This is a genomic window from Pontibacter ummariensis, from assembly GCF_900188175.1.
GTDB classification, from domain to species: Bacteria; Bacteroidota; Bacteroidia; order Cytophagales; family Hymenobacteraceae; genus Pontibacter; species Pontibacter ummariensis.
On the sequence record NZ_FZOQ01000022.1, the window covers coordinates 20181 to 43628 of the forward strand.

Genomic DNA, 23448 nt, shown 5'->3' on the forward strand with positions numbered 1-23448 from the left:
GCTGTCCCTTACCCGCGTGTCTTTTATCCTTTGCCCTTCCTCTCTAGTCTAAAAATTACTTCTCTCCAATCTTGGCAAGTAGCTCCTGGTGGTACAGGATCAGGCCTTCGCTCGGGCTGGTGATGATGGTGCCGATCCGCACTCCGAACTTCTTGGCTACTTGTTGCAGGGTATCCGAGAAGTGGTAAGCAATGGAACCAACAAAGTTTACCGGCAGCTCTGTAAAGCCTTCGTACTTGCACACATGGCGCTCAAAAAAGTCCGAAAAGCTCTCGTAGATCATGGCATGGATGACCGGGTTCTTACGCTTGTCATAACAGAACTTTGCGAAAGTAGCCAGGTAAGTGCTGGGCATATCCGAGCCATAAACAGAGCGCAGGACGCTTTCCTTAGTAAGGTTATACGTGTTCTTTAGCGAAGTTGCCAACTCCGGAGGAAGCTCGCGGTACAGGTAAGCCCTAACCAGCATTTTGCCCAGGTAAGCACCGCTACCTTCATCCCCAATTAAAAAGCCCAGTGAGGGCACATTGTCTATAATGTTTTTACCATCGTAGAGGCAGGAGTTAGAGCCTGTGCCTAAAATACAGGCGATGCCAGGCTGGTGACCGCAGAGGGCACGTGCTGCGGCAAGCAGGTCGTGGTCTATATGGGCTGTGCTGTTCGGGAAAGCCTTTTGCAGAGCTTGCTCTACGCGTAGATTTGGCTCTGAGGAACTGCATCCCGCCCCGTAATAGTAAATTGCAGTTGGGTTTTTCTCTTTAAGGTTCGGGAGCAGCTCTCCTTCAAAAATAGTATAGATTTGTGACGACTCCAGATACTGCGGGTTGATGCCTGCTGTAATAACTTGTTCCTGTACGCCCGAAGCGTCCATTACGCGCCAATCAGTCTTGGTCGAGCCGCTGTCAGCTATTAAAATCATAAAATGCTTTTGTTTTAGGTCTTTAGCCACGGCGGGGTGCCTAGAGACACGCTCTTTGTCTTATTCTCTGTAAGCCGATGCTTTCACAAGGCCTACTGCCTCAAATTTATCAAAAACGTTCGCATTATGCGGAGCGTCCTTTAGCTCTGCTGTCAGATCCTGCCCGGCCCAGTGCTCATAATGCCTGCCATTGCGCCATAGCCGGGACTTTTTCACATCATAGATGACGCCCTTGTATGCGACCCAAATCTCGTCCCGGTCCTGTCCGTTCCGGGAGGCTAATTGTTGTAGCGTGTATTCTGGAAGACTGCTCAAAGGGGCTGGCTAATAGTTGTAAAATGAAGGAGGAAAACTTTGCCGTAGCTTACCTGTTGAATGCTTTTTCTCCTTTACCTGTACGCGCTGAGCGATTTGACTGCTCTAGTGCAGGGGGCAGCTCAAGCTACCCGATTCTTGCCTGGGTCAGAATCCAGCGGTTGGGCACCTCTCCTTTAATGGCCTGCAGGTAATCCTCGTAGCTGCAGGGGACAATGCGGCTACCCTTATCACTGCTTAGCGCCTCTACCTCCAGCCACCATTTCTCGCTGCTCTTACTCTTGTAAAAGATCATACGGTCCGGGTTGTCATCATTAAATGCGACGGCGTATTTGGTAAACTGCTTGCTGTTAAAGGTAAGCTCGTTTTTGCGGTGGTAAAAGCCCTCCACAAAATACCAGATCATCGTGGCGATCGTCATGGCCGTCAGGCCCCGGTTATCCAGTTCGGGATTATACTCATAGATCCCCAAAGAGGTTAAGGTATCGTTCAGGCCTGCATACCAGCAAATCTGGCAGGCTTCTTCGCCAGTTAAGCCGAAAGGGTTCGCCGGCTCATAGCCAGGGGCATCCTGGTGCCGGATAGCGGAAACATCAAAAGTCAAAAGGTCGGCTACGCGTACTACAGGCTCCATCTCCTGCACGTTCCGGTGCACCTCTCCCACGCGGTAGGCCTCAAAGTGCAGCTTCTCGAGCGTTGCCATTACCTCTGGCTCCACCAGGTACGACTGATACCCGATCTGCCCCAGGCTAAAGAGGTAGTTCGGTTCGTGCATCAGTATCTTGCGCAGCTGCTTTTTGTTTGGAGTAGCCTCAGGGTCTTCGGTCATGTCTACGCTGCTGTCAACAGTTACCATGTTCACAACCCGGTCCAGGTGCTCATAGCCCAGGTACTGCCCGTATTCCAGGTCGTGGGAACCGCCAATAATTACCGGGATGGTATTGTACGAGATAAGTACCTCTACAATCTCTTTTAGCCTGAGATACGTATCCTCAAGCGTTATACCTGGGCGGAGGTTGCCGAGGTCCACCAATTGGCAGCGGCCGGTACCTTTGTTTAAGTTATATAGTTTTTGGCGCACTGCTCGTGCCGGTGCAGGTACGGCTTTGGGCTCGGATGCTTCTTCTGTGTCAAGTCCTCTGACCTCGTTTACGCCAATTAAGGCGATGTCAGCAGTGCGCCAGTCCGGGAACTTGCCCACAAAACGATTGATGTAAGCGCCCAGGGTGCGAGGCTTGTTCAAGGCAGCGTACATGTCCTCGTTCAGAGGCTCGAAGAAAATGGACAGGTTCATATAGCTATAGTCTGGGAAAGTCTGTAACAACAGGGGCAGAAGCAGCTGAAATAAATTGCCACCGGACACCTGGCGTCGGAACCTTAAATATAACTAATGGTAAATATTTCTGTAAGCCCTATGGCAGATTTAAAAAAAATATTTAAAATGCATGTATACCGGGTGTGGTTACTCACTCTACCTCACTAGGCAATGCCTGACCAAAGAATCAAACACATTTCGACTAACAACCATATTATGAACATTACCCGAACCTTTGACCTGTTACCTTATCAGTTGCAGCACTTTCCGCAGCCGGACTGCCTGGCAGCCAAAGTAAACGGTACGTGGCAGAAGTACAGCACGCAGGACGTGCAGGATTATGCCAACAAGGTGAGCCTCGGCCTGCTGAAACTTGGGATCGGTAAAAACGATAAGGTCGCTATTATCTCTTTCAACCGTCCGGAGTGGGTGTTGGCAGACTATGGTATTCAGCAAGTGGGGGCTATCAGCGTGCCCATGTACCCGACCATAACAGTAGAGGACTACCGTTACATTTTCAACGATGCTGAAGTAAAAGTCATTTTTGTGGCAGATGCCTCTCTGTATAACAAGGTGGTGGCAGCCACGCAGGGCATGGACAGCATTAAGGAGATTTATACTTTCGATCAGGTACAGGGGGCTAAGAACTGGTCAGAGGTGTTAGAATTAGGGGAAGGGGAGGACGTGCAGCAGCTGGAGCCCTTAAAAGCAGCTGTGGCCCCGGACGATATCCTGACGATCATTTACACCTCCGGTACAACGGGTAATCCTAAAGGGGTGATGCTGATGCACAGCAACCTGATGAGCAATGTACTGGGAACAGAGCCTTATGTGCCCGTAAATCACCAGCACCGGGCGTTGAGCTTTCTGCCGCTGTGCCACGTGTTTGAGCGGATGCTGCTGTACCTCTACTTCCGGATGGGCGTCTCCATTTACTATGCGGAGAGCATTGAGAAAGTATCTGAGAACCTGAAGGAGGTGAAGCCGCATGTGTTTACCACCGTGCCGCGCTTGCTGGAGAAAGTATATGATAAGATTGTGGCTACAGGCATGGAGCTGACGGGCGTGAAACGGAAGCTGTTTTTCTGGGCACTGGAACTCGGCCTTAACTACGACACGCAGAAAGATCAGGGCTGGTGGTACAACAAACAGCTGGACTTAGCGAACAAAATCATCTTCAGCAAGTGGCGAGAAGCTTTAGGAGGGAACGTGAGGGCTATCGTATCGGGCGGCGCGGCCCTGCAACCACGCCTGGCGCGGGTTTTCTGGGCTGCTCAGATTCGGGTAATGGAAGGCTACGGCCTCACAGAAACATCGCCTGTAATTGCCGTTAACCGCTTTGAGCCCGAAAACAACATGATCGGGACGGTAGGAATGGCCATAGACGGCGTAGAGATCAAAATTGCGGAGGATGGTGAGATCTTAACACGTGGCCCGCACGTGATGAAAGGGTACTATAACAAGCCGGAGCTAACAGACGAGGTGATTGACAGAGACGGGTGGTTCCATACCGGAGACATTGGGGAACTGGTAGAGGGGAAGTACCTGCGCATTACTGATCGTAAGAAAGAGATGTTCAAGACCTCTGGCGGCAAATATGTAGCGCCACAGCCCATCGAGAACAAGTTGAAAGAGTCTGTGGTGATAGAGCAGGCAATGGTAGTTGGCGAAGGGCAGAAGTACGCTGCAGCGCTGATCGTTCCATCGTTTATGGGGTTACAGGATTGGGCGAATTATAAAGGCATCAAGTATTCGTCGGATGAGGAAATGATTACCAGACCAGAGGTACTGGAGAAATACCAACGGGAAATAGAGAAGGCCAATGAGGGACTGGCGCAGTATGAAACCATTAAGAAGTTCAGGCTGGTTCCGAAGATGTGGACAGTAGAAAGTGGAGAACTAACGCCAACCCTTAAAGTGAAACGTAAAATAATTTCTGCGAATTACCGGGGGCTGATCGACAGCATGTACAGCTAAACGTTGTGGAAGTAAGAAACAGAAAGGATAAAAATTCCTGCTTCTCTTTTTAAGGTCTGACTTTTAAGGCATAAAGCGCCATACCATAGTTTAACAGCACTTACGAGAGTAGCCTTTCCTGTATTGGAGAGGCTACTTTTTTTTGTCCATTTGATTCTTTTTGAGGGTACAGCTAATCTCAATCGCGGGTTTGTAGTATAAAATACCTGCAGCCTTTTTATCAAAGCGCCTGGACTCCCCCCTCTTCTGGTGGCGAGAAGATTTTTTTCGTTTAAAAGGTATGCAAGCATAACATATTTTTTTATATTTGGTATACACCATATACATGCATGAAGCCGGAAGAAACTGTAGACTATAACTTTAAAGTGTGCTGGCATGCCATATCGCGTATGTACAACACGGAGGCCACTAAAAATGGCATTACCACCTCCATAGGCTTTGTACTGCTGAACGTGGATCAGCAACAAGGTACCCCAGCTACCAAAATAGCCCCACTATTGGGCCTGGAGGCCCGAAGCCTGACCCGTATTTTAAAAAGCATGGAAGAGCAAGGGCTGATTTATAAAGTGTCTGATGCACGGGACAAGCGCTTGGTACGCATCTTTTTAACAGATAAAGGACTTGAGAAGAAGGAGGTGGCCCGTCGTACGGTAAAGCACTTTAACCACAAGGTGCGCCAGGAGATATTACAGGAGGAACTGGATACTTTTTTTAAGGTGTGCAACCGCATCCAGGGCATGATAGAAAACAAAGAGATCTTTTAAACCATAGACAACCATACCCATTCTATGAAAAGAATAATCAAAAAAGTAGCAGTGCTTGGCTCCGGTGTAATGGGCTCTCGTATTGCCTGCCACTTTGCCAACATTGGCGTGCAGGTGCTGCTACTCGATATCGTTCCGAAAGAGCTGACGCCGGAAGAAGAGAAAAAGGGGCTGACGCTGGAGAGCAAAGCCGTGCGCAACCGTTTGGTGAACGGCCACCTGCAGGCGGCAATCAACTCCAACCCTTCGCCGCTTTACAGCAAGCCCGACGCGCGCCTGATCCAGACGGGTAACTTTGAGGACGACATGAAGGACATCGCTACCGCCGACTGGACGATAGAGGTAGTAGTTGAGAACCTGAAGATAAAGAAACTGGTGTACGACCAGGTAGAGCAGTACCGTAAACAAGGTACCCTTATCACCTCCAATACATCGGGTATTCCGATCCACCTGATGGCAGAGGGGCGTTCTGACGATTTTAAAAAGAACTTCTGCGGTACGCACTTCTTTAACCCGCCGCGTTACCTCAAGCTGCTGGAAATTATCCCTACGCCGGATACAGACAAGGAAGTGGTAGACTTCCTGATGCATTACGGTGACCTGTACCTGGGTAAGACCACCGTCCTGGCGAAAGATACACCTGCCTTTATTGCGAATCGTGTGGGCATCTATGGCATCATGCAAACGCTGAAGGCCATGGAGAAAACAGGGCTAAGCATAGATGAAGTAGATAAGATTACAGGACCAATCATTGGCCGTCCGAAGTCTGCTACTTTCCGCACACTGGATGTGGTAGGCCTGGACACCACCGTGAACGTAGCCAATGGCCTGTACCAAGCAGGGGAGAAGGATGAGGCACGCGAGCTCTTCAAGATTCCAGACTACGTGCAGAAGATGGTAGAAAATAAGTGGCTGGGAGACAAAACAGGCCAGGGCTTCTACAAAAAAACGAAGGATGCCAAAGGCAAGACAGAGATTCTGACGCTGGACTTGGGTACCATGGAGTACGGGCCGAAGCAGAAGGTGAAGTTTCAGAGCCTGGAAGCCCTGAAGCCAATTGATGACCTGAGGAAGCGCATTAAAGTATTTTCTCAGCAGAACGATAAAGCCGCGCAGTTTTTCAACGAGACACTGTTTGGCCTGTTCCAGTATGTGTCTAACCGCATCCCGGAAATTTCGGATGAACTCTACCGTATCGACGATGCCTTGCGTGCTGGCTTCGGTTGGGAGTTAGGGCCGTTCGAGTACTGGGATGCCATCGGGGCCCGAGAAGGTGCACAGCGTATGACAGAGGCAGGTTATAAGCCTGCAGGCTGGGTACTGGAGATGCTGGAGCATCAGCAAGAGTCTTTCTACATTGTAGAAAATGGCACACGCCGCTACTACGACATTCAAAGTAAAGAATACAAAGCTATTCCAGGGGCAGAGAACTTCATTATCCTGGATAACCTGCGTGGCAGTAAGACAGTCTGGAAAAACAGTGGCGCTACCCTCATCGACTTAGGCGATGGCATCCTGAACGTGGAGTTTCACACCAAGATGAACACCATAGGAGGTGATGTAATCGCTGGCCTGAACAAAGGCATTGAGATCGCCGAGAAAGACTTCCGGGGGATGGTGGTGGGCAGTGATGCCGCTAACTTCTCAGCCGGTGCGAACGTGGGGCTCATCTACATGTACGCTTTGGAGCAGGAGTACGACGAGATCAACTTTATGATCAAGCAGTTCCAGGACACCATGATGCGCATGCGCTACTCCGCTATACCAGTGGTTGGTACGCCTCATGGGTTAACGCTGGGTGGTGGTTGCGAGCTAAACCTGCACTGCGATCACATTCAGGCCGCTGCTGAGACTTATATGGGCTTGGTAGAGTTCGGTGTTGGGCTAATCCCGGGTGGGGGTGGTACCAAAGAAATGGCGCTGCGTGCCTCCGAGGCATATGAGGAAGGCGATATAGAGTACAACACCCTCAAAAACATCTACCTGAACATCGGTATGGCAAAAGTCTCTACCTCTGCGAAAGAGGCCATGGACTTAGGCTATATCCGAAGGGGGGATGGTATTACGATCAACAACAGCCGTCTGATAGCGGATGCCAAGGCACAGGCTATCCTGCTGGCAGAGGAAGGATATACTAAGCCGGTTCAGAAAACGAACATTAAAGTGCAGGGTAGAGGAGGTTTGGGTATGTTCCTGACAGGTGCCAACGCCATGTATACCGGCCGCTATATCTCCGAGCACGATAAGAAGATCTCCCATAAACTGGCTTATGTTATGTGCGGTGGTGATCTGTCGGCCCCAACTGAGGTGAGCGAGCAGTACCTGCTGGACCTGGAGCGTGAAGCTTTCCTGTCGCTGACAGGGGAGCGCAAGACACTGGAGCGTATTCAGAGCATCCTGACCACAGGCAAACCGCTAAGAAATTAAGCGAGGTTGGTATTAAGCATTTGCAGCAACGGCTGCACGTTCTTTGTCATTCTGTAAAGAAACTTGGTTGAAGAAAGTTTAAGCTTTAGCTATGCATGGTCATAATTACTTCGTCTATATCATTACGAATCCAGGTAGAACAGTGCTTTACACTGGTGTGACAAATGATCTGCGAGTAAGGCTTGATCAGCACAAAGTAAATCGGGGAAAGCCGGAAAGCTTTGCTGGCCGCTACTACTGTTACCAATTACTGTACTACGAGTGGTATACTTATGTGCAGCATGCAATAGAGCGGGAGAAGGAGCTGAAGTTGCTAAGTCGTGAACAGAAGATGACCCTTATCAAAAGTGAGAATCCATACTTACGTTTTTTAAAAGTTGATGATTAAACACATGCTTAACCTCCCAGCCACCAAGATCCTTACAGGATGACAAAATAGAATAGATAGTAAAGCTGAAGTATAAACTATAAAAAGAGCATCAAAATGAACAATGCATATATCGTAGCCGGGTTTCGTAGCGCAGTGGGGAAAGCCCCGCGTGGCGTTTTCCGGTTCACAAGACCTGATGACCTGGCTGCTGATGTCATCAAGCACCTCTTGAGTACTGTGCCTGCCCTGGACCCGGAGCGCGTGGACGACCTGATTGTGGGGAACGCTGTGCCGGAGGCAGAGCAAGGCCTGCAGATAGGCCGCATGATCTCGCTGCTGGCCCTGCCTATGTCCGTGTCGGGCATGACCGTGAACCGCTACTGTGGCTCAGGCTTGGAAACTATCGCGTTGGCTGCTAACCGCATCAGCGCCGGGATGGCCGACTGTATCATTGCCGGTGGCGCGGAGTCGATGTCGATGGTGCCGACTGCTGGCTGGAAGACGGCTCCGAACTACCACATCGCGAAAAACAACCCGGACTGGTACCTGAGCATGGGCTTAACAGCTGAGGCGGTGGCCAACGATTACAATGTTTCACGTGAAGACCAGGATGAGTTCGCGTTAAAGTCGCACCAGAAAGCTTTGAATGCGATTGAGCAGGGCTACTTTAAAGAGCAGATCGTGCCGATTACGGTAGAGGAGACCTACCTGGATGAGAACGGCAAAAAGAAAACCAGGACTTACGTGGTAGACACGGATGAAGGCCCTCGCCCGGATACTTCTCTGGAGAAGCTGGCGAAGTTGAAGCCCGTATTTGCAGCTGGTGGTTCGGTAACCGCTGGTAACTCTTCCCAGACGTCCGATGGAGCTGCTTTTGTGCTCGTGATGAGCGAGCGTATGGTGAAGGAGCTGAACCTGGAGCCAATCGCCCGACTGGTAAGTTATGCCACGGGTGGCGTGGATCCCCGCATTATGGGCATGGGACCGATTGCGGCAGTGCCGAAAGCCCTGAAAATGGCCGGTATGACCTTAAACGATATTGACCTGATTGAGATGAATGAAGCTTTTGCCGCCCAGTCGCTTGCTGTAATGCGCCACCTGGACTTCGACCCTGATAAGCTCAATGTTAGTGGCGGCGCTATTGCATTAGGCCATCCGCTTGGTTGTACAGGTACCAAACTAAGCGTACAGCAGTTCCATGAACTGCGTCGCCTTGGCAAGAAGTATGGCCTTGTTACAGCCTGTGTAGGAGGTGGCCAAGGAGTGGCAGGAGTCTACGAACTACTAAGGTAACCCTTTTGACAAAGGAAGAAGGACAAAGGACGAAGGATTTAAACACGTGACACACAACTTCAGAGAGCTAGTAGTATGGAAAGAGGCTATTCAGTTAGCCAAAGAAGTACATGAGCGTACTTCTGCTTTCCCCGCTTCTGAAAAGTTTGGCCTCACGTCACAGATAAATCGAGCTGTTGTTTCTGTTCCTTCTAACATCGCAGAAGGTTCTGGTAGAAGTACTAATAAAGACTTCCGGAACTTCTTGGGCTTTGCTTTGGGCTCGTCTTATGAACTTGAAACACAGCTCTTATTAGCCAAGGAGTTTGGTTACTTGCCTGAGAAGCAGTTTGAAGTTCTACTAGCAAGGTTAATAACCCTACAGAAGAAGATAAGTAGCCTAAAGAATAAATTAACAGATTGAGAAAACAGTATGAATCGTGAAGACAAAGAAGTCTTTTGTCCTTTGTCTTTCATCTAAAAGTCTAAAAACCATGGCAAACGAAACAGAAAATAAAACTACTACCATTAAAGGTGGGGAGTTTCTGATAAAGGAAACAGACCCGCAGGATGTGTTTACCCCTGCTGATTTTAGCGAAGAGCAGCGCATGATGGCTCAGACCTGTCTGGACTTTGTGCGGGATGAAGTAAACCCTTTGCTTGACCGGTTGGATGCTCATGAAGAAGGCCTGATGGAGAACCTGATGAAGAAAGCAGGTGAACTGGGGCTTTTTGCAGTGTCTGCCCCAGAGCAGTACGGGGGGCTGAACATGGACTTCAACACCTCGCTGTTAGTGACAGAATCTGTAGGAGGGGGGCATTCCTTCCCGGTGGCTTTTGCCGCGCATACGGGTATTGGCACCCTGCCCATCCTTTACTTCGGTACAGATGAGCAAAAGCAGAAATACATCCCGAAGCTGGTGAGTGGCGAATGGATGTCGGCTTACTGTTTGACCGAGCCAGGTTCTGGCTCAGATGCCTTGGCTGCTAAGACAAAAGCTGTCCTGAATGAGGCAGGCACGCACTACATCCTGAACGGCCAGAAAATGTGGATCACTAACGCTGGCTTTGCTGATGTGTTCGTGGTGTTTGCGCAAGTGGACGGAGACAAGTTTACGGGCTTTATTGTAGAGCGCGGCTTTCCTGGTGTAAGCCTTGGCAACGAAGAGCACAAGATGGGCATCAAAGGTTCTTCTACCCGCCAGGTATTCTTTGAAGACTGCCAGGTGCCTAAGGAGAACGTGCTGGGCGAGATTGGCAAAGGTCACCTGATCGCCTTTAACATCCTGAACATTGGCCGTATCAAGTTAGGAGCTGCTACCTTGGGAGCCTCTAAGAAAGTAGCCAACCTATCGGTAAAATATGCGAATGAGCGTCACCAGTTCAACCTCCCTATCTCTAAGTTCGGAGCTATCCGTCATAAACTGGCCGAGCAGGCTATCCGCATTTACGCGGTAGAGTCGGCCTTGTACCGTTGCGGTATGGACATTTACCGAAAAGAGCAGGAGCTAATGGCTGCCGGTAACGATGAGAATGAGGCACTGCTGGGTGCTGCACGTGAATTTGCCGTGGAGTGCGCCATGCTGAAGGTAGAAGGCTCTGAAGTGCTGGACTATGTAGTGGACGAAGGGGTGCAGATTTATGGTGGTTACGGCTTCTCAGCCGACTATCCTATGGACCGCGCTTACCGTGACTCTCGTATCAACCGCATTTTTGAGGGAACTAATGAGATCAACCGCATGCTAACCGTGGACATGATCCTGAAGAAGGCCATGAAAGGGGAGCTAGACTTGATGGGGCCAGCCCAATCAGTACAGCAGGAATTGATGGCTATACCGGACTTTGGTGCCGGGGAGGAAGAAGGCTTGTTTACGGCAGAGCATAAGTACATTAAGAACCTGAAGAAAGCTATTCTGATGGTGGCTGGTACTGCTGTGCAGAAGTATATGAACTCCTTAGCTAAGGAGCAGGAGATTCTGATGAACATTGCGGACATGGCAATCAAAACGTATGTGGCAGAGTCTACATTGCTACGGGTAGAGAAGCTGGTAAGCCAAAGAGGCGAAGAGGCTGTAGCGAATGAAATAGACATTGTGCGTGTAACAGTGAACGATGCGGTTGACATAGCTTTTAAGGCTGGTAAAGAAGCAATCGCTGCCATGACAGAAGGAGATGAGCAACGCTTGCTATTTATGGGCCTGAAGCGTTTTACGAAAAAAGACCTCTACAACACAAAAGAGGCGCGCAGACGAATTGCTGCCGCCATGATTGAGGCAGATGAATTTGTGTATTGATTTCTGACCATTTTTATACTTGAAGAGGCCAGCTCCATAGGAGCTGGCCTCTTTTTTTGTCGAGTAGCTTTCGAATGAACCTGGGCTGGTGTTTAGTCAGGCGAATGAAAAGTAATGAAAGTATTAGCGTACAGCTATTGTTTCGCGTGGAACTATGGGACACCCTCAAAGCTGAAAGGCAGTAGGGGCTAGCTTAGCTACCGGAGGCATCTTACAAAACACTTATCGGCTGTTTGTGCTCGTCTATTGCTACAAAGGTAAAGGTCCCATTTACCGCTTTCAGGCGAGTGTCGGAGTACATTTCCTCAATGTAAATCTCCACTTGTACTTTCAGGCTTTTATTACCTACACTAGTTACCCGTCCGATCAACTCCACAATGGTTCCTGCCGGAATCGGTTGTGTAAAGTCAATCCTGTCTGATGATACCGTCACTACTCTCTTGCGGCAGAAGCGGATAGCTGTAATAAATGCAACCTCGTCCATCAGCTGCATTGCCGTGCCACCAAAAAGGGTGTCATAGGATTGGTAGTGTTGGGAAATACGGCTTTGAAAATACGGGTTTCGGATTGCGCTATGCGTTCTTGTAAGTTCATGAGTATGGTTGTGTGCAAGGAACTTTTGAAGCAAGCCGAGGTGCTGTGTATTACGGCTACCATAGTTCCTATAGATGTAATGCTTTTAACAGGTTGGGGAGAAAGGAGAGCAGTAAGCGCTCTGAAGTAAAATTAGCTAATTCTGCTCCAGTTTACCGTATTCGCGCTCAGCGATTGTATATGGCGACGGATATTAGCATTCTGCGGCTGTTCCAGCTGTGGGTCCTCCTGTAGCGTGCGTTGCGCCGCTGCCCGAGCCTCCTGCAGTATGGGAGCGTCTTTAGCAAGATCGGCAATAAGTAGGTCCAGCACACCGCTCTGCTGCGTGCCCATCAGGTCGCCCGGACCGCGGAGCTTCAGGTCGATATCGGCAATCTCAAAGCCATTGTTGGTCCGTACCATGGTCTCCAGGCGCGTTTTACTGTCTTTGCTCAGCTTATAGCCTGTCATCAGGATACAATAACTTTGCTCGGCTCCACGACCCACGCGGCCACGCAGCTGGTGCAACTGAGAAAGACCGAAACGTTCCGCGCTCTCGATCACCATTACCGAAGCATTTGGCACGTTTACGCCTACCTCAATCACCGTAGTGGCAACCATAATCTGCGTTTCGTGTTTCACAAAGCGCTGCATCTCGTAGTCTTTGTCCTGGGCTTTCATCTTGCCATGTACCATGCTCACCTTAAACTCCGGAAAGGCTCGCTTCACGCTCTCGTAGCCATCCATCAGGTCCTTGTAGTTTTCCATCTGCTCAGACTCTTCTATCAGCGGATACACGATGTACACTTGCCTGCCCAGCTTTATCTGGTCGCGTATGAACTGAAACACACGCAGGCGATGACTATCAAAGCGGTGTACGGTTACGATTTCTTTACGGCCAGCTGGCAATTCATCGATCACCGACACATCCAGATCGCCATACAGCGTCATAGCCAGTGTGCGGGGGATAGGGGTGGCCGTCATTACCAGTACGTGCGGGATAATGCGCGGATTTTTGCGCCAGAGCTTAGAGCGTTGCTCCACACCGAAGCGGTGCTGCTCATCCACGATGCACAGGCCCAGGTTCTGAAACTGTACCACGTCCTCCAGCAGGGCATGCGTGCCCACAATCATTTTCATCTCGCCGGAGCGCAACTGCTCGTGCAGTACTCTGCGCTCGCTGGCTTTTGTCGAGCCGGTTAGCTTCCCCAGGTTAATGCCTAGCCTGTCTGCAAATTGCTTCAGACCCACATAATGCTGGTCAGCCAGGATCTCGGTAGGGGCCATGAGTACGGATTGTGCGCCATTATCGGCGGCGATCAGCATGGTGATAAAGGCCACAATGGTCTTGCCCGAGCCCACATCGCCCTGCAGCAGGCGGTTCATCTGCTTTCCGGAAGTTAAGTCTCCATAAATCTCCTTCACTACGCGCTTCTGGGCGTTAGTCAGATCGAAGGCCATATGGTTTTTGTAAAACTCAGTAAGGGTAGGCACCTGGGTAAACACCTGCCCCTGCAGATCGGCCTTGCGTACCACTTTCTGGCGGAACAGGCGCAGCTGTATGTAATAAAGCTCCTCAAACTTGAGCCTGAACTTGGCCGCGTTATACTTCTCTACTGATTCCGGGAAATGTATATTTCGGTAGGCACTGGCTTTGTCTGTCAGGCGGTACTGGTCGATCAGGTCCGGCGAGAGCGACTCCTGTACCTGTGGAAGGGCCACCTTTAGCAGGTACTCCATCATTTTACTGATCACCTTGCTATCGATGCGATGGGCTTTGAGCTTTTCAGTGGTATGGTACACGGGCTGCAGAAAAGAGGTCGTTTGTTTCTCCTCAGCCAGTTCTTCCAGTTCGGGGTGCGCCATGTTGAACTTGCCGTTGAATGCTGTAGGCTTGCCAAACACGATGTAGTCGGTATGGTTTTTCAGCGTTTTTTGCATCCATTTCACCCCTTTAAACCACACCAGTTCCAGCTGATCGCCGTTCTCATCCACCAAAGTGGCTGCCAAGCGCTGTTTTCGGCCTTCGCCCAATAGCTCTTTCCCCCTTATACGACCGCGCACCTGCACATAAGGCATGCTCTCGTCCAGCTCGGCCACTTTATAGAACTGGGTGCGGTCGAGGTAGCGGAAAGGGTAGTGCTGGATAAGGTCGCCGTAGGTGAAGATGTTGAGTTCTTTCTGCAACAGCTCCGCCCGCATCGGTCCTACACCTTTCAGGAATTCTATTTTTGTGCTGAAAAAGTTGCTCAAGGCCTTTGGCTCGCTCTCGGTGTTAAAGGTGAAAGTATAGAATACAAAAATAAACAAAAGCCCCGACAGGTGTAAGTGCTGGCGGGGCTCTATACTTGATGTAAGTGGCTTCTACTGTTGATTTTTCCAGTCCAGCGTATTCAGCATGTGGATAATATCTTTCTTTACGAACTCAATGACCGGAGCCAGGGAATCGTTTTGTGTGGCGGTCCGGAAGTACAGGGCGCCACGCAGGAAATGCTCCGTAGAGTCCGTAACATAAAACTGAAACTGGCTGGGCACCTCTCCCTCCAGTTCAAACACAGAGGCCACATCTCCGTTTGGCGTTCTTACCTCGGCCTCTTCAATGGCATAAGCCTTTATCTGATGCTTGGCTGTTAGCTTACGGGCATCCTCAATCAGGTCGTTCAGCTTTTCCTCGCTGTTATCCAGCCCGATGTAGGTTATTTGAACGTTAGCGCCTAGCTTGGGGTAGATCACGTTAATCCAGTGCGGCTGGGCAATACCGGAAGAGTCGGGCCGGATCTTAGCATGCTCCGAGTACTCAAACACGTAAGGGTGCTGCTCTTGCAGCGGCTGGTACGTTTGGCTTGGCAAATCGATGCGGTTATAACCTTTTGGCTTTGGGGTGTAGTCTGCACCGCCACAGGCTACCACACTGGCAGCTAGGCCAAACCATAGGAACAACTTTAGCTTAGCTAACTTTGTGGTAGTGTTCTTTTTTGCTTGCGACATTAATTTTAACTCGTTTTATACGCTTCGGGTCCGCTGACTCTACCGTAAAGTGGAAGCGGTCGAAAGCGACTTCTTCGCCCACCCGCGGAATCCGGGAGAACAGAGCAAGCATCAGGCCAGCAATGGTTTCGTTTTCACCCTTCACTTCGTCAAAGGCATCAAAAGAGATCTCTGCTACCTTACAGAAGTCGTGCAGGGAGGTCTTGCCGTCAAAGATAAAGGTACTTTCGTCTAGTTGCGAGTAAATGATATCGTCATCCTCGTCGAACTCATCGTTAATTTCGCCTAAAATCTCTTCTACAATATCCTCCAGGGTAAGCAAACCGGCAGTGGTACCGTACTCGTTCACTACGATAGCCATGTGCACGTGCTTTTCCTTGATGTCTTCGAAAAGGTCGGAGATGCGCTTTGTCTCCGGCACAAACACGGCGGGGCGTACCAGCTCCTGCCATCTGAAATCAGCCCCCTGATTCAGGTAGGGGAGCAGGTCCTTCACGTAAAGGATACCTTCTATCTTGTCTGTGCTTTCTGTATAGACCGGTACGCGCGAGTAGTTCCACTCCACAATCTGAGGGAGCAGTTCAGGGAGGGTCGCTTTTAAGTTAAAAGCGGCAATATCCACGCGCGGACGCATGATCTGCTTTACCGTGATAGAACCAAAGTTAACCACTCCGCGCAGAATCTTCCGTTCCTCCGGAGAGGTTTCCTCATTTTTAAGGGCTACGTCCAGGCTGTGGTGCAACTCTTCAATGGTATGGTTGTAGCCTCTCGCCATGTAATGCTTCTCAATATAGCTGCTGATAAACAAGAGCAGCGATGAGAGGGGCTTTATGACCGGTTCGAGGAAGGCAAGAATGGCCACCGTACGCCGGGCAATGCTAAGGCGACGCTTCTGCACGTACACTTTCGGCAGCACCTCTCCACAGAACACAATAAAGAAGGTGGCAAAAAGCATACAGGCGAGCATGGCTCCTGCAGGCAGGGTCATGGTACCAAACACTTGCCAGGCCACATAGGCAAACAACGTGATGATGCTCACATTGATGCCATTGTTTACGACAAGGATGGTGGTTAAAAGCTTGCGAGGGTCCTGCAAGAGCTGATAAACGCGCCGCTCCGTAGGCGACTGGCTTTTTTTGCACTGCTCTAGCTCTTGCTCAGAGAGGGAGAAGTAAGCTGCCTCCGCCCCCGAGGTGAGGGCAGAGAGCAGCAGTAAGATAAAACCAGCAAGTATTGCTGCGATGTATTCAAACCTGAGTTGTGTGAGTGAACTCTGTAGTAATTGAAGTAAACTATAACTCAGGGGGTCTCCGGAATCTGTACTTTCCAAGATTGTTCAGTTTAGTGAAACATAGGTTAGAACGGGAGATCATCCGGCTCGTCGTTCTGGAAGCCAGATGCTCCGCCTTTGTTGGTAGCAGCGCCACCGCCAAAGTTACCGCCTGCAGAAGAAGCAGACTCCTGGTAGTTACCGCCACCATTGCCGCCATTCTCACTACGGCCGCCTAACATGGTCATGTTGTCGGCTACAATTTCTGTGCTGTAGCGCTGGATGCCGTCTTTATCCTGGTAGTTGTTTGTTCGGATTCTACCTTCGATATAGACAGACTGTCCTTTTCTCAAATACTTTTCAGCAACTTCGGCTAAGCCGCGCCACAACACAACGTTGTGCCACTCGGTCCTCTCCTGGCGCTGACCGCTTTTGTCTTTAAACGTTTCAGAAGTAGCGATAGGGAAGCGGGCTACTGCCACTCCACCCTCTAGGTGACGTACTTCAGGGTCTTTGCCTAGATTTCCGATCAGGATTACTTTGTTTACACTTGCCATGTCTTTTTTCGATAATATTTAAGTTAACTGGGCTACTCCAACAACCAAGCTGGAGGCAATATGGCTTACTAAAACAAATAATGCTTTACTAGCACAATTAGTTTCAGTCTATAAATGTACTGAAATTTTAGCATCTTTCATATAATTGTTTATCAAAATTGGCTTAGGCAGTTGCTCTATTTCTTCAACGTTAAAAGGGGCTAGTCTTGTTTCTTTTAGGACCTCTTCTTTTAGCGGCGACTCCAGTTTGATTTGATAGAAACGGGCTGTGATTTTCTGGTGGCTCAGAACATGCTTATAGTCCTTTTGGGGAGGCTGCATAAGCGATTTATGTACTTCTAACCCGGCCTGCTGTAGCTCCTCAAGCAGTGTCTCCAGGACCAGGTCTTTGCTCTCGCTCTCATACAGGTAAAAGTCATAGAGGCCCTGCCAAATGTCACCCTCCAGCCGCTTACGGAGGTAGTACTGCCCTTGGTGCTGTAACACGAGGTAGTGGAAGTAACGCGGCCGGGCAGCCTTCGCTTTCGACTTTACCGGCAGCTCCTGCACCATGCCGTGGTTAAAGGCAAAGCAGCTTTGCTGCAAGGGGCAGAACAGGCAATCAGGCATAACCGGTGTGCACTGGATGGCCCCAAACTCCATGATGGCCTGGTTATAAGTATCAGGCGCATGGGCAGGAACCAACTCATCAGCGAGCTTTTGAAACACCTTGCGGGATGTCGGGGCGGCAATGTCATCGGCAATGCCAAAGACACGGGCCAATACCCGAAACACATTTCCATCCAATACGGCTACCTGCTCCTGAAAAGCAAAAGCTGCGATGGCTGCTGCTGTGTAGCTGCCCACTCCTTTTAGCTTGATCAGCTCGGTGTATGAGTCTGGAAACTTTCCGCCATACTGTTCTACCACTACCTGTGCCGTGTGGTGCATGTTGCGGGCGCGTGAGTAGTAGCCCAATCCCTGCCACAGGCGCAGGACCTCATCTTCCGGCGCGGCAGCCAGCTCCTCTACAGTAGGGTAAGCTGCTACAAACTTTTGATAGTAAGGGAGCCCCTGCGCCACGCGCGTTTGTTGCAGGATTACCTCCGAGAGCCAAATGTAATAGGGGTTAGTGGTATCGCGCCAGGGGAGGGGGCGCCTGTGCTGGCCGTACCAGCGGAGAAGGGGGTTAGCAAAATGCGCGTGTGCTGAAGTATCCATAGGAAAAGTAAAAATACGAACCCTCTAAGAAAGGGAGAACAAATCAAAGAAAGCGATTGTTTATTGATGTGGCAACAGTGATTAGGCTTGGAAAGCTCCGAAATATTTGTGCGGGATGTGCGTTGAAAGGGAGTTCGTCGGGTTTAGGCACGGCACTTGCACTGCTTTAAAGTGGCAAATGAGACACTGGGGAGCACGTAATAATTTAGCAGCAAAGCTTTTACTTATCGAAAAGTAAAACTACCTTTGTGCCCCGAAAATCAGATAGTTGAAGGTGCTTTCTGATTGATTATAGTTGAAAGTTATCTTATTATTTAAATTTATAAAAAACTAAGAAAGTGACTAAAGCAGAAGTAATATCAGAAATTGCTGATAAGACAGGGATCGAGAAGGCAGATGTTCAGGCCACAATTGAGGCTTTCTTCAAAGTGGTGAAAGATTCTATGGCCGACGGTAACAATATCTACGTGAGAGGTTTTGGTAGCTTTGTGAACAAGAAGCGTGCGAAGAAAGTAGCTCGTAACATTTCTAAGAACACATCTATCATCATCGACGAGCACTTCATCCCAAGCTTCAAACCATCTAAGACCTTCATCCAGAAGATCAAAAACAGCAAGAAAATTCAGGAAGTAGCACATTCTTAATTTTTTGTATCTTTGCTGATCTAAATTGTTTTAACTCAAACACAATCATTTAGGTAAAAAGAATGTCACGGTCTCAAATATTGATAGTTGTTGTAGCAATCGCTTTGGCGGCCGGCATATTCTTTTTGCCTAAAGTGGTTGTAAACGAGGAGGACAAAGAGAATTTCGCCAAAGCCGAGACCACAGCCGGTACCCCGGAAGGCCACTCGGAGGATGACGGCCACAACCATGGTGCGGAGGCAGGTGCTGCCGCTGATGCCCATGCGACGGCAACCCCAGAGCAGCTAATGGCATTGGCAACGGCTCGTGCCAAGTACAATAAAGCGACCGATGCCCAAACGCGCGCTCGTTTTGCCTCAGAACTGGCAGCGGCTTATTCTACGGCAAGCAAGTACGACAGCGCCGGTTACTTCTACGAAATCGCAGCAGAAACGCGCGGAGGAGAGAAAAGCTATAGACAAGCCGGAGACGCCTACTATGAGGCTTTCTCTTTTGCAGCCACACAGGAACGCGCCAATGAACTGGGGTCCAAAGCACGTAGCATGTATGAGCAGGTGCTGAAGAATAATCCTTCGGACCTGGACGCGAAGACAAACCTGGCCATGACGTATGTGGCCACTACAAACCCAATGCAGGGCATCATGCTGTTGCGTGAGGTAATTGCGGCAGATCCTAATAACGAAAAGGCGCTGTTTAACCTGGGCATTCTCTCGATGCAGTCAGGCCAGTACGACAAGGCAGTGGAGCGCTTCGAGAAGCTGGTAGCTGTTAACCCGCAACACGTAGAAGGAACCTTCTATTGGGCAGTGGCGTTGGCAGAGACAGGGCAGGCAGAGGACGCGAAAGCCTTATTTAACAAGGTAAAAGGCATGAGCAAGGATCCTGCACTGGCAGCTTCCGTAGACGAGTACCTGGCGAAACTTAATTAACGAATTAAAGAAATCATCCATATTTAAAATTTCAAGACTATGCCTTGCGGAAAGAAAAGAAAAAGACATAAGATCGCTACGCACAAGAGAAAGAAGCGCCTAAGAAAAAACAGACATAAGAAGAAGTAATTTCTTCTATGTTTAAGTAAGGCCCATTTTGCAGCGCAAAGTGGGCTTTGGTCTTATACATCCAACTAACCATTTGAGAGAAATTGAGTAACGAACTGATTATCAATTCTACTCAAGATGGGGATCGCATTGCACTTATACAGGATAAAAGGCTAGTAGAGTATCACTTCGAGTCGAAAGACACGGACTACATAGTAGGTGATATTTTTCTGGGCACTGTAAAAAAAGTAATGCCTGGCCTAAACGCCGCTTTTATTGACATTGGCTACCAGAAGGATGCATTTCTGCATTACCATGACTTGGGGGCCAATGTCAGAACGCTGAATAAGTACGTAAAAGCAGCGCAAACACAGAAGAACGCTTCACCAAAGCTCAACCAGATCAAGTTTGAGCCTGAGATAGATAAGCTCGGTAAAATAGCGGATGTCCTCAAAAAAGGGCAGCAGCTGTTAGTGCAGATCGTTAAAGAGCCTATTTCTACTAAAGGCCCGCGCCTTTCCTGCGAGATATCGCTGGCTGGCCGATACCTGGTACTCGTGCCGTTTTCCAATACGGTAAGTGTATCCAAGAAAATCGTCAGCAAAGAAGAGCGCACGCGCCTTAAGCGACTGATTACCTCTATCAAGCCAGAGAACTTTGGCGTGATTATCAGGACAGTGGCCGAAGGGCGTGACGTGGCAGAGCTCGACAGAGACCTGCGCACGATGGTTGAAAACTGGGAAGAGGGCTTTAAAACCCTTCGAATCGCAAAGCCAACAGATAAGATTATTGGTGAGCTGAATCGTTCTTCTTCCATCTTGAGGGATTTATTAAACGAGAGCTTTGACAGCATCGTGGTGGACGACACCCACCTTTATGATGAGATCAAAGCCTACATCGGCAGTATTGCTCCAGACAAGTTAAAGATACTGAAGCATTACACCGGTAAAACCAAGACCTTTGAACACTTCCACGTTGAGAAACAACTAAAGGCAGCCTTCGGCAAAACAGTGACCATACCAGGTGGCGGATACCTGGTAATTGAGCACACCGAGGCCCTGCATGTGATCGACGTAAACAGTGGGAATAAATCTAATACCGAAACCGATCAGGAGGCAACCGCACTGAACGTAAACATGATGGCAGCCAGAGAAGTGGCCCGTCAGTTGCGCCTCCGGGATATAGGTGGTATCATAGTAGTAGACTTCATCGATATGAAGTCGCCCGAAAACCGCCAGAAAGTTTACGAGGTTGTTAAGGAGGAAATGAAGAGAGACCGATCCAAGTCTACAGTACTCCCAATCTCGAAATTCGGCCTGATGCAGATCACCCGACAGCGTGTAAGGCCAGAGCAAAACATTGTAACCGGGGAAGTTTGCCCCACCTGCAACGGCACCGGTAAAATTACTGCCAGTATACTGGTAACAGATGAAATTGAGGCAGCGGTAGACGACCTGCTGACCAGCCATAACCACAAGAGCCTGACCCTGTACTTGCACCCTTTCCTGTACTCTTATTACACGAAGGGAATGGTATCGAGGCAGATGAAGTGGTTCTTCAAGTACTTTAAATGGGTAAGCCTGGTAAAGGATACCTCGCTAGGCATCATGGACTTTAAAGTGATGGACGACCGGGGCGAAGAGATTGAACTACGTGCGGCGTTAGCAGACGTTCCCGTGGTAGCAGATGAAGCTTAACATATAAAAAACAGAAAAAGCCGCTGTCATTTTATGGCAGCGGCTTTTTCTGTTAAAGTGCTGGTCTGTTTACCCCCTTAAAACTTCACGCCGAAGTCAAGGGAAACGCTGTTGTTTTTAAGCGAAACGTTCTTGTCACTGAACTGCTCTTCATAATAGTCGTCTATATCAGTAAGGCCACGATGGTAGGTAAGGCCACCGAAAAGCTTCGTGCTCTCACCTATCTGGAACTCAACACCCCCTCCTAATAGGACGTCTGCTTCAAAAATGTTGAAGCGCTTCAGTACTCTCTCACCGTTTATTACTTTTTTATCGTTTACCTGTGCGGCTACTTTAGTGTTCAGCGAGCCACCTACCTGGAAGTAGGCAAGCGTGCCTGGGGCTATTTCGTTCGTGAAAAGCTTAAGAGTGAGCGGCACCTCGATGTACTGTAAGGCAATATCGTCTTTTCCTCTGGTAGTTACGGTGGAACCGCTGCCATCTGCACGAGTATAGTTGTAGGAGACCTCGCCGCCTTTGCCCCGGTATATCACGCCTGTGCTGAAGGCATAGTTTTGAGAAAAAAAGTAATCGGCAATTACTCCTACCCCTAAGTACAGGTTATTGCTCTCTTTCTCAAGATTGTACCTGTCCTCGGCTATAAAACGATTGCCGGCAATAGTGGGCGACGCCATTAGCCCGATCTCAATTTGTGCACTCGCTGAAAACCCGAAGACCAGGAACAGCATAAGGAGTGATAGTTTTTTCATAAAGTAGTTTAATTACGCTTAGTGTTACCCTAATACGACGGAACACCCTATTTTTGTACAAAGATATGAAACAATGTATTATAGATTATTCTTACTAGTAACCTTGCTTTTTGCTTTTGGTTGTGGAAACGAAAGCTGTGAGTTGCCGGAGGAAATTGCAGAAGTGCCTGTTGATGTGGAGGTTCAGCGGATGGAGGTGCCTTTTTTTGCTGCGGACTCGAAGCAGGAGATTGCCGCTTTTTTGGCCGCTAACCCTCTTTTTGCTGAAAGATACTTGCAACTTTCCGGAGAAGTTTCTGACTCGGCCGCTATAACTCCTTTATACGAGCTGGCTACAAATGAGGCCTTAGATTCTTTGGTGCAGCAAGCGGTGGAACGATTCGAGGAGATGGAACAGGAAGAGCAAATACTGGAGAATGCCTTTAAGGTGATCAAATACCATTACCCTGATTACCATGTGCCGGAGGTGAAGACCTTTGTAACAGGCCTGGGAACCTTAGGCAATGACCTGTTTATCTCTGACAGCCTGATCGTGTTCGGGCTGGATTACTTTATTGGGAAGAACGCAAAGTACCGGCCGCAGGTGTATGAGTACATCCTGGAGCGCTATGACCGGGAGTACATGGTGCCGGCGGCTATGCTGCTGCTCTCCAACCGCTTTAACCAAGTGAACAACGCAGACAGAACGCTGCTAGGGGAGATGATTAGTGCAGGGAAAGCCTACTACTTTGTACAGTCTGTGCTGCCCTGTGCCCCAGATTCTTTGATCATAGGATATTCGGAGCAGGAAATCGCTGATATTTTTCATAACGAGGGCCGGATCTGGGCGCACTTTATCGAAAAGGAGTTGCTTTATGAAAAGAGCCCCTTTCTGGTAAATAAGTACATCGGGGAGCGACCTAATACCCCGGAGATTGATGCGAGTGCTCCCGGGCGGCTTGGTACCTGGGTAGGTTGGCAGATTGTGCGCAAGTACATGGAGCGCAACCCTGAAGTAACCCTGCCGGAGTTAATGGCCGAGACAGACTACCGCAAGATCTTTAATGAGTCGAGGTATAAACCAGAAAAGCGCTAACAAGC

20 protein-coding genes and 1 pseudogene are annotated in these 23448 nt (G+C 49.3%); 11 read left to right on the plus strand and 10 right to left on the minus strand.

Going from position 1 to position 23448, the window contains the following annotated elements:
* Window positions 1–55: 55 nt before the first annotated feature.
* The 3 genes from CHB92_RS19520 to CHB92_RS19530 form a co-directional block, all read right to left on the minus strand.
* Complete coding sequence (locus CHB92_RS19520; protein WP_089320920.1) at window positions 56–919, minus strand: hypothetical protein; 864 nt, start codon at window positions 917–919, stop codon at window positions 56–58.
* A 60-nt stretch (window positions 920–979) separates the two neighbouring features.
* Complete coding sequence (locus tag CHB92_RS19525) at window positions 980–1234, minus strand: cytochrome b5 domain-containing protein (protein WP_089320921.1); 255 nt, start codon at window positions 1232–1234, stop codon at window positions 980–982.
* A 127-nt stretch (window positions 1235–1361) separates the two neighbouring features.
* Window positions 1362–2528: a formimidoylglutamase gene (locus CHB92_RS19530; protein ID WP_089320922.1), complete on the minus strand. Its 1167-nt coding sequence runs from the start codon at window positions 2526–2528 to the stop codon at window positions 1362–1364.
* A 237-nt stretch (window positions 2529–2765) separates the two neighbouring features.
* Between CHB92_RS19530 and CHB92_RS19535 the strand changes: the two genes are divergently transcribed.
* The 7 genes from CHB92_RS19535 (at window position 2766) to CHB92_RS19570 (ending at window position 11653) form a co-directional block, all read left to right on the plus strand.
* A complete protein-coding gene (locus tag CHB92_RS19535; protein WP_089320923.1) occupies window positions 2766–4526 on the plus strand; it encodes an AMP-dependent synthetase/ligase in 1761 nt (586 codons plus the stop codon).
* Between the two features lie 329 nt (window positions 4527–4855).
* Window positions 4856–5290, plus strand: a complete 435-nt coding sequence (locus CHB92_RS19545; RefSeq protein WP_089320925.1) for a MarR family winged helix-turn-helix transcriptional regulator — start codon at window positions 4856–4858, stop codon at window positions 5288–5290.
* 24 nt (window positions 5291–5314) lie between these two features.
* Window positions 5315–7717 carry a 3-hydroxyacyl-CoA dehydrogenase/enoyl-CoA hydratase family protein gene (locus CHB92_RS19550; RefSeq protein WP_089320926.1) on the plus strand — a complete coding sequence of 801 codons (2403 nt, stop codon included), beginning with the start codon at window positions 5315–5317 and terminating at the stop codon, window positions 7715–7717.
* Between the two features lie 91 nt (window positions 7718–7808).
* The gene (locus CHB92_RS19555; RefSeq protein ID WP_089320927.1) at window positions 7809–8105 is read left to right on the plus strand and encodes a GIY-YIG nuclease family protein; all 297 of its coding nucleotides are present in this window, start codon (window positions 7809–7811) and stop codon (window positions 8103–8105) included.
* A 96-nt stretch (window positions 8106–8201) separates the two neighbouring features.
* Complete coding sequence (locus CHB92_RS19560; protein WP_089320928.1) at window positions 8202–9380, plus strand: acetyl-CoA C-acyltransferase; 1179 nt, start codon at window positions 8202–8204, stop codon at window positions 9378–9380.
* A 46-nt stretch (window positions 9381–9426) separates the two neighbouring features.
* Window positions 9427–9783, plus strand: coding sequence for a four helix bundle protein (locus CHB92_RS19565; protein WP_089320929.1), 357 nt, complete (start codon window positions 9427–9429; stop codon window positions 9781–9783).
* 70 nt (window positions 9784–9853) lie between these two features.
* Window positions 9854–11653 (plus strand): acyl-CoA dehydrogenase family protein, encoded by a 1800-nt coding sequence (locus CHB92_RS19570; protein WP_089320930.1) that lies wholly within the window; start codon window positions 9854–9856, stop codon window positions 11651–11653.
* A gap of 211 nt (window positions 11654–11864) precedes the next feature.
* On the opposite strand, the pseudogene CHB92_RS19575 reads toward CHB92_RS19570, so the two are convergent.
* From CHB92_RS19575 to mutY, 6 genes and pseudogenes are all read right to left on the minus strand, one after another.
* Window positions 11865–12247, minus strand: a pseudogene (locus CHB92_RS19575) (acyl-CoA thioesterase).
* Between the two features lie 132 nt (window positions 12248–12379).
* The gene (recG, locus tag CHB92_RS19580) at window positions 12380–14479 is read right to left on the minus strand and encodes an ATP-dependent DNA helicase RecG (protein WP_089320980.1); all 2100 of its coding nucleotides are present in this window, start codon (window positions 14477–14479) and stop codon (window positions 12380–12382) included.
* Window positions 14480–14590: 111 nt separating this feature from the next.
* Window positions 14591–15214 carry a gliding motility lipoprotein GldD gene (gene gldD / locus CHB92_RS19585; RefSeq protein WP_089320931.1) on the minus strand — a complete coding sequence of 208 codons (624 nt, stop codon included), beginning with the start codon at window positions 15212–15214 and terminating at the stop codon, window positions 14591–14593.
* Window positions 15174–16544 carry a gliding motility-associated protein GldE gene (gene gldE / locus CHB92_RS19590; protein ID WP_245842733.1) on the minus strand — a complete coding sequence of 457 codons (1371 nt, stop codon included), beginning with the start codon at window positions 16542–16544 and terminating at the stop codon, window positions 15174–15176. The genes gldD and gldE overlap by 41 nt, the downstream gene beginning before the upstream one ends.
* 26 nt (window positions 16545–16570) lie before the next feature.
* Window positions 16571–17041: a single-stranded DNA-binding protein gene (locus CHB92_RS19595; protein WP_089320932.1), complete on the minus strand. Its 471-nt coding sequence runs from the start codon at window positions 17039–17041 to the stop codon at window positions 16571–16573.
* A gap of 108 nt (window positions 17042–17149) precedes the next feature.
* Window positions 17150–18241: an A/G-specific adenine glycosylase gene (mutY, locus tag CHB92_RS19600; protein ID WP_089320933.1), complete on the minus strand. Its 1092-nt coding sequence runs from the start codon at window positions 18239–18241 to the stop codon at window positions 17150–17152.
* Between the two features lie 338 nt (window positions 18242–18579).
* On the opposite strand from mutY, the gene CHB92_RS19605 reads away from it, so the two are divergent.
* From CHB92_RS19605 to CHB92_RS19615, 3 genes are all read left to right on the plus strand, one after another.
* Window positions 18580–18885, plus strand: a complete 306-nt coding sequence (locus CHB92_RS19605) for an HU family DNA-binding protein (RefSeq protein ID WP_089320934.1) — start codon at window positions 18580–18582, stop codon at window positions 18883–18885.
* 62 nt (window positions 18886–18947) lie between these two features.
* Complete coding sequence (locus CHB92_RS19610; protein ID WP_089320935.1) at window positions 18948–19814, plus strand: tetratricopeptide repeat protein; 867 nt, start codon at window positions 18948–18950, stop codon at window positions 19812–19814.
* A 212-nt stretch (window positions 19815–20026) separates the two neighbouring features.
* Window positions 20027–21619, plus strand: coding sequence for an Rne/Rng family ribonuclease (locus CHB92_RS19615; protein ID WP_089320936.1), 1593 nt, complete (start codon window positions 20027–20029; stop codon window positions 21617–21619).
* A 77-nt stretch (window positions 21620–21696) separates the two neighbouring features.
* Here CHB92_RS19615 and CHB92_RS19620 read toward each other — a convergent pair whose 3' ends face one another.
* Entirely contained in the window at window positions 21697–22368 is a 672-nt protein-coding gene (locus CHB92_RS19620) for a porin family protein (RefSeq protein WP_089320937.1), read from the minus strand.
* 73 nt (window positions 22369–22441) lie between these two features.
* Between CHB92_RS19620 and gldB the strand changes: the two genes are divergently transcribed.
* Entirely contained in the window at window positions 22442–23443 is a 1002-nt protein-coding gene (gldB, locus tag CHB92_RS19625) for a gliding motility lipoprotein GldB (RefSeq protein ID WP_089320938.1), read from the plus strand.
* Window positions 23444–23448 lie beyond the last annotated feature (5 nt).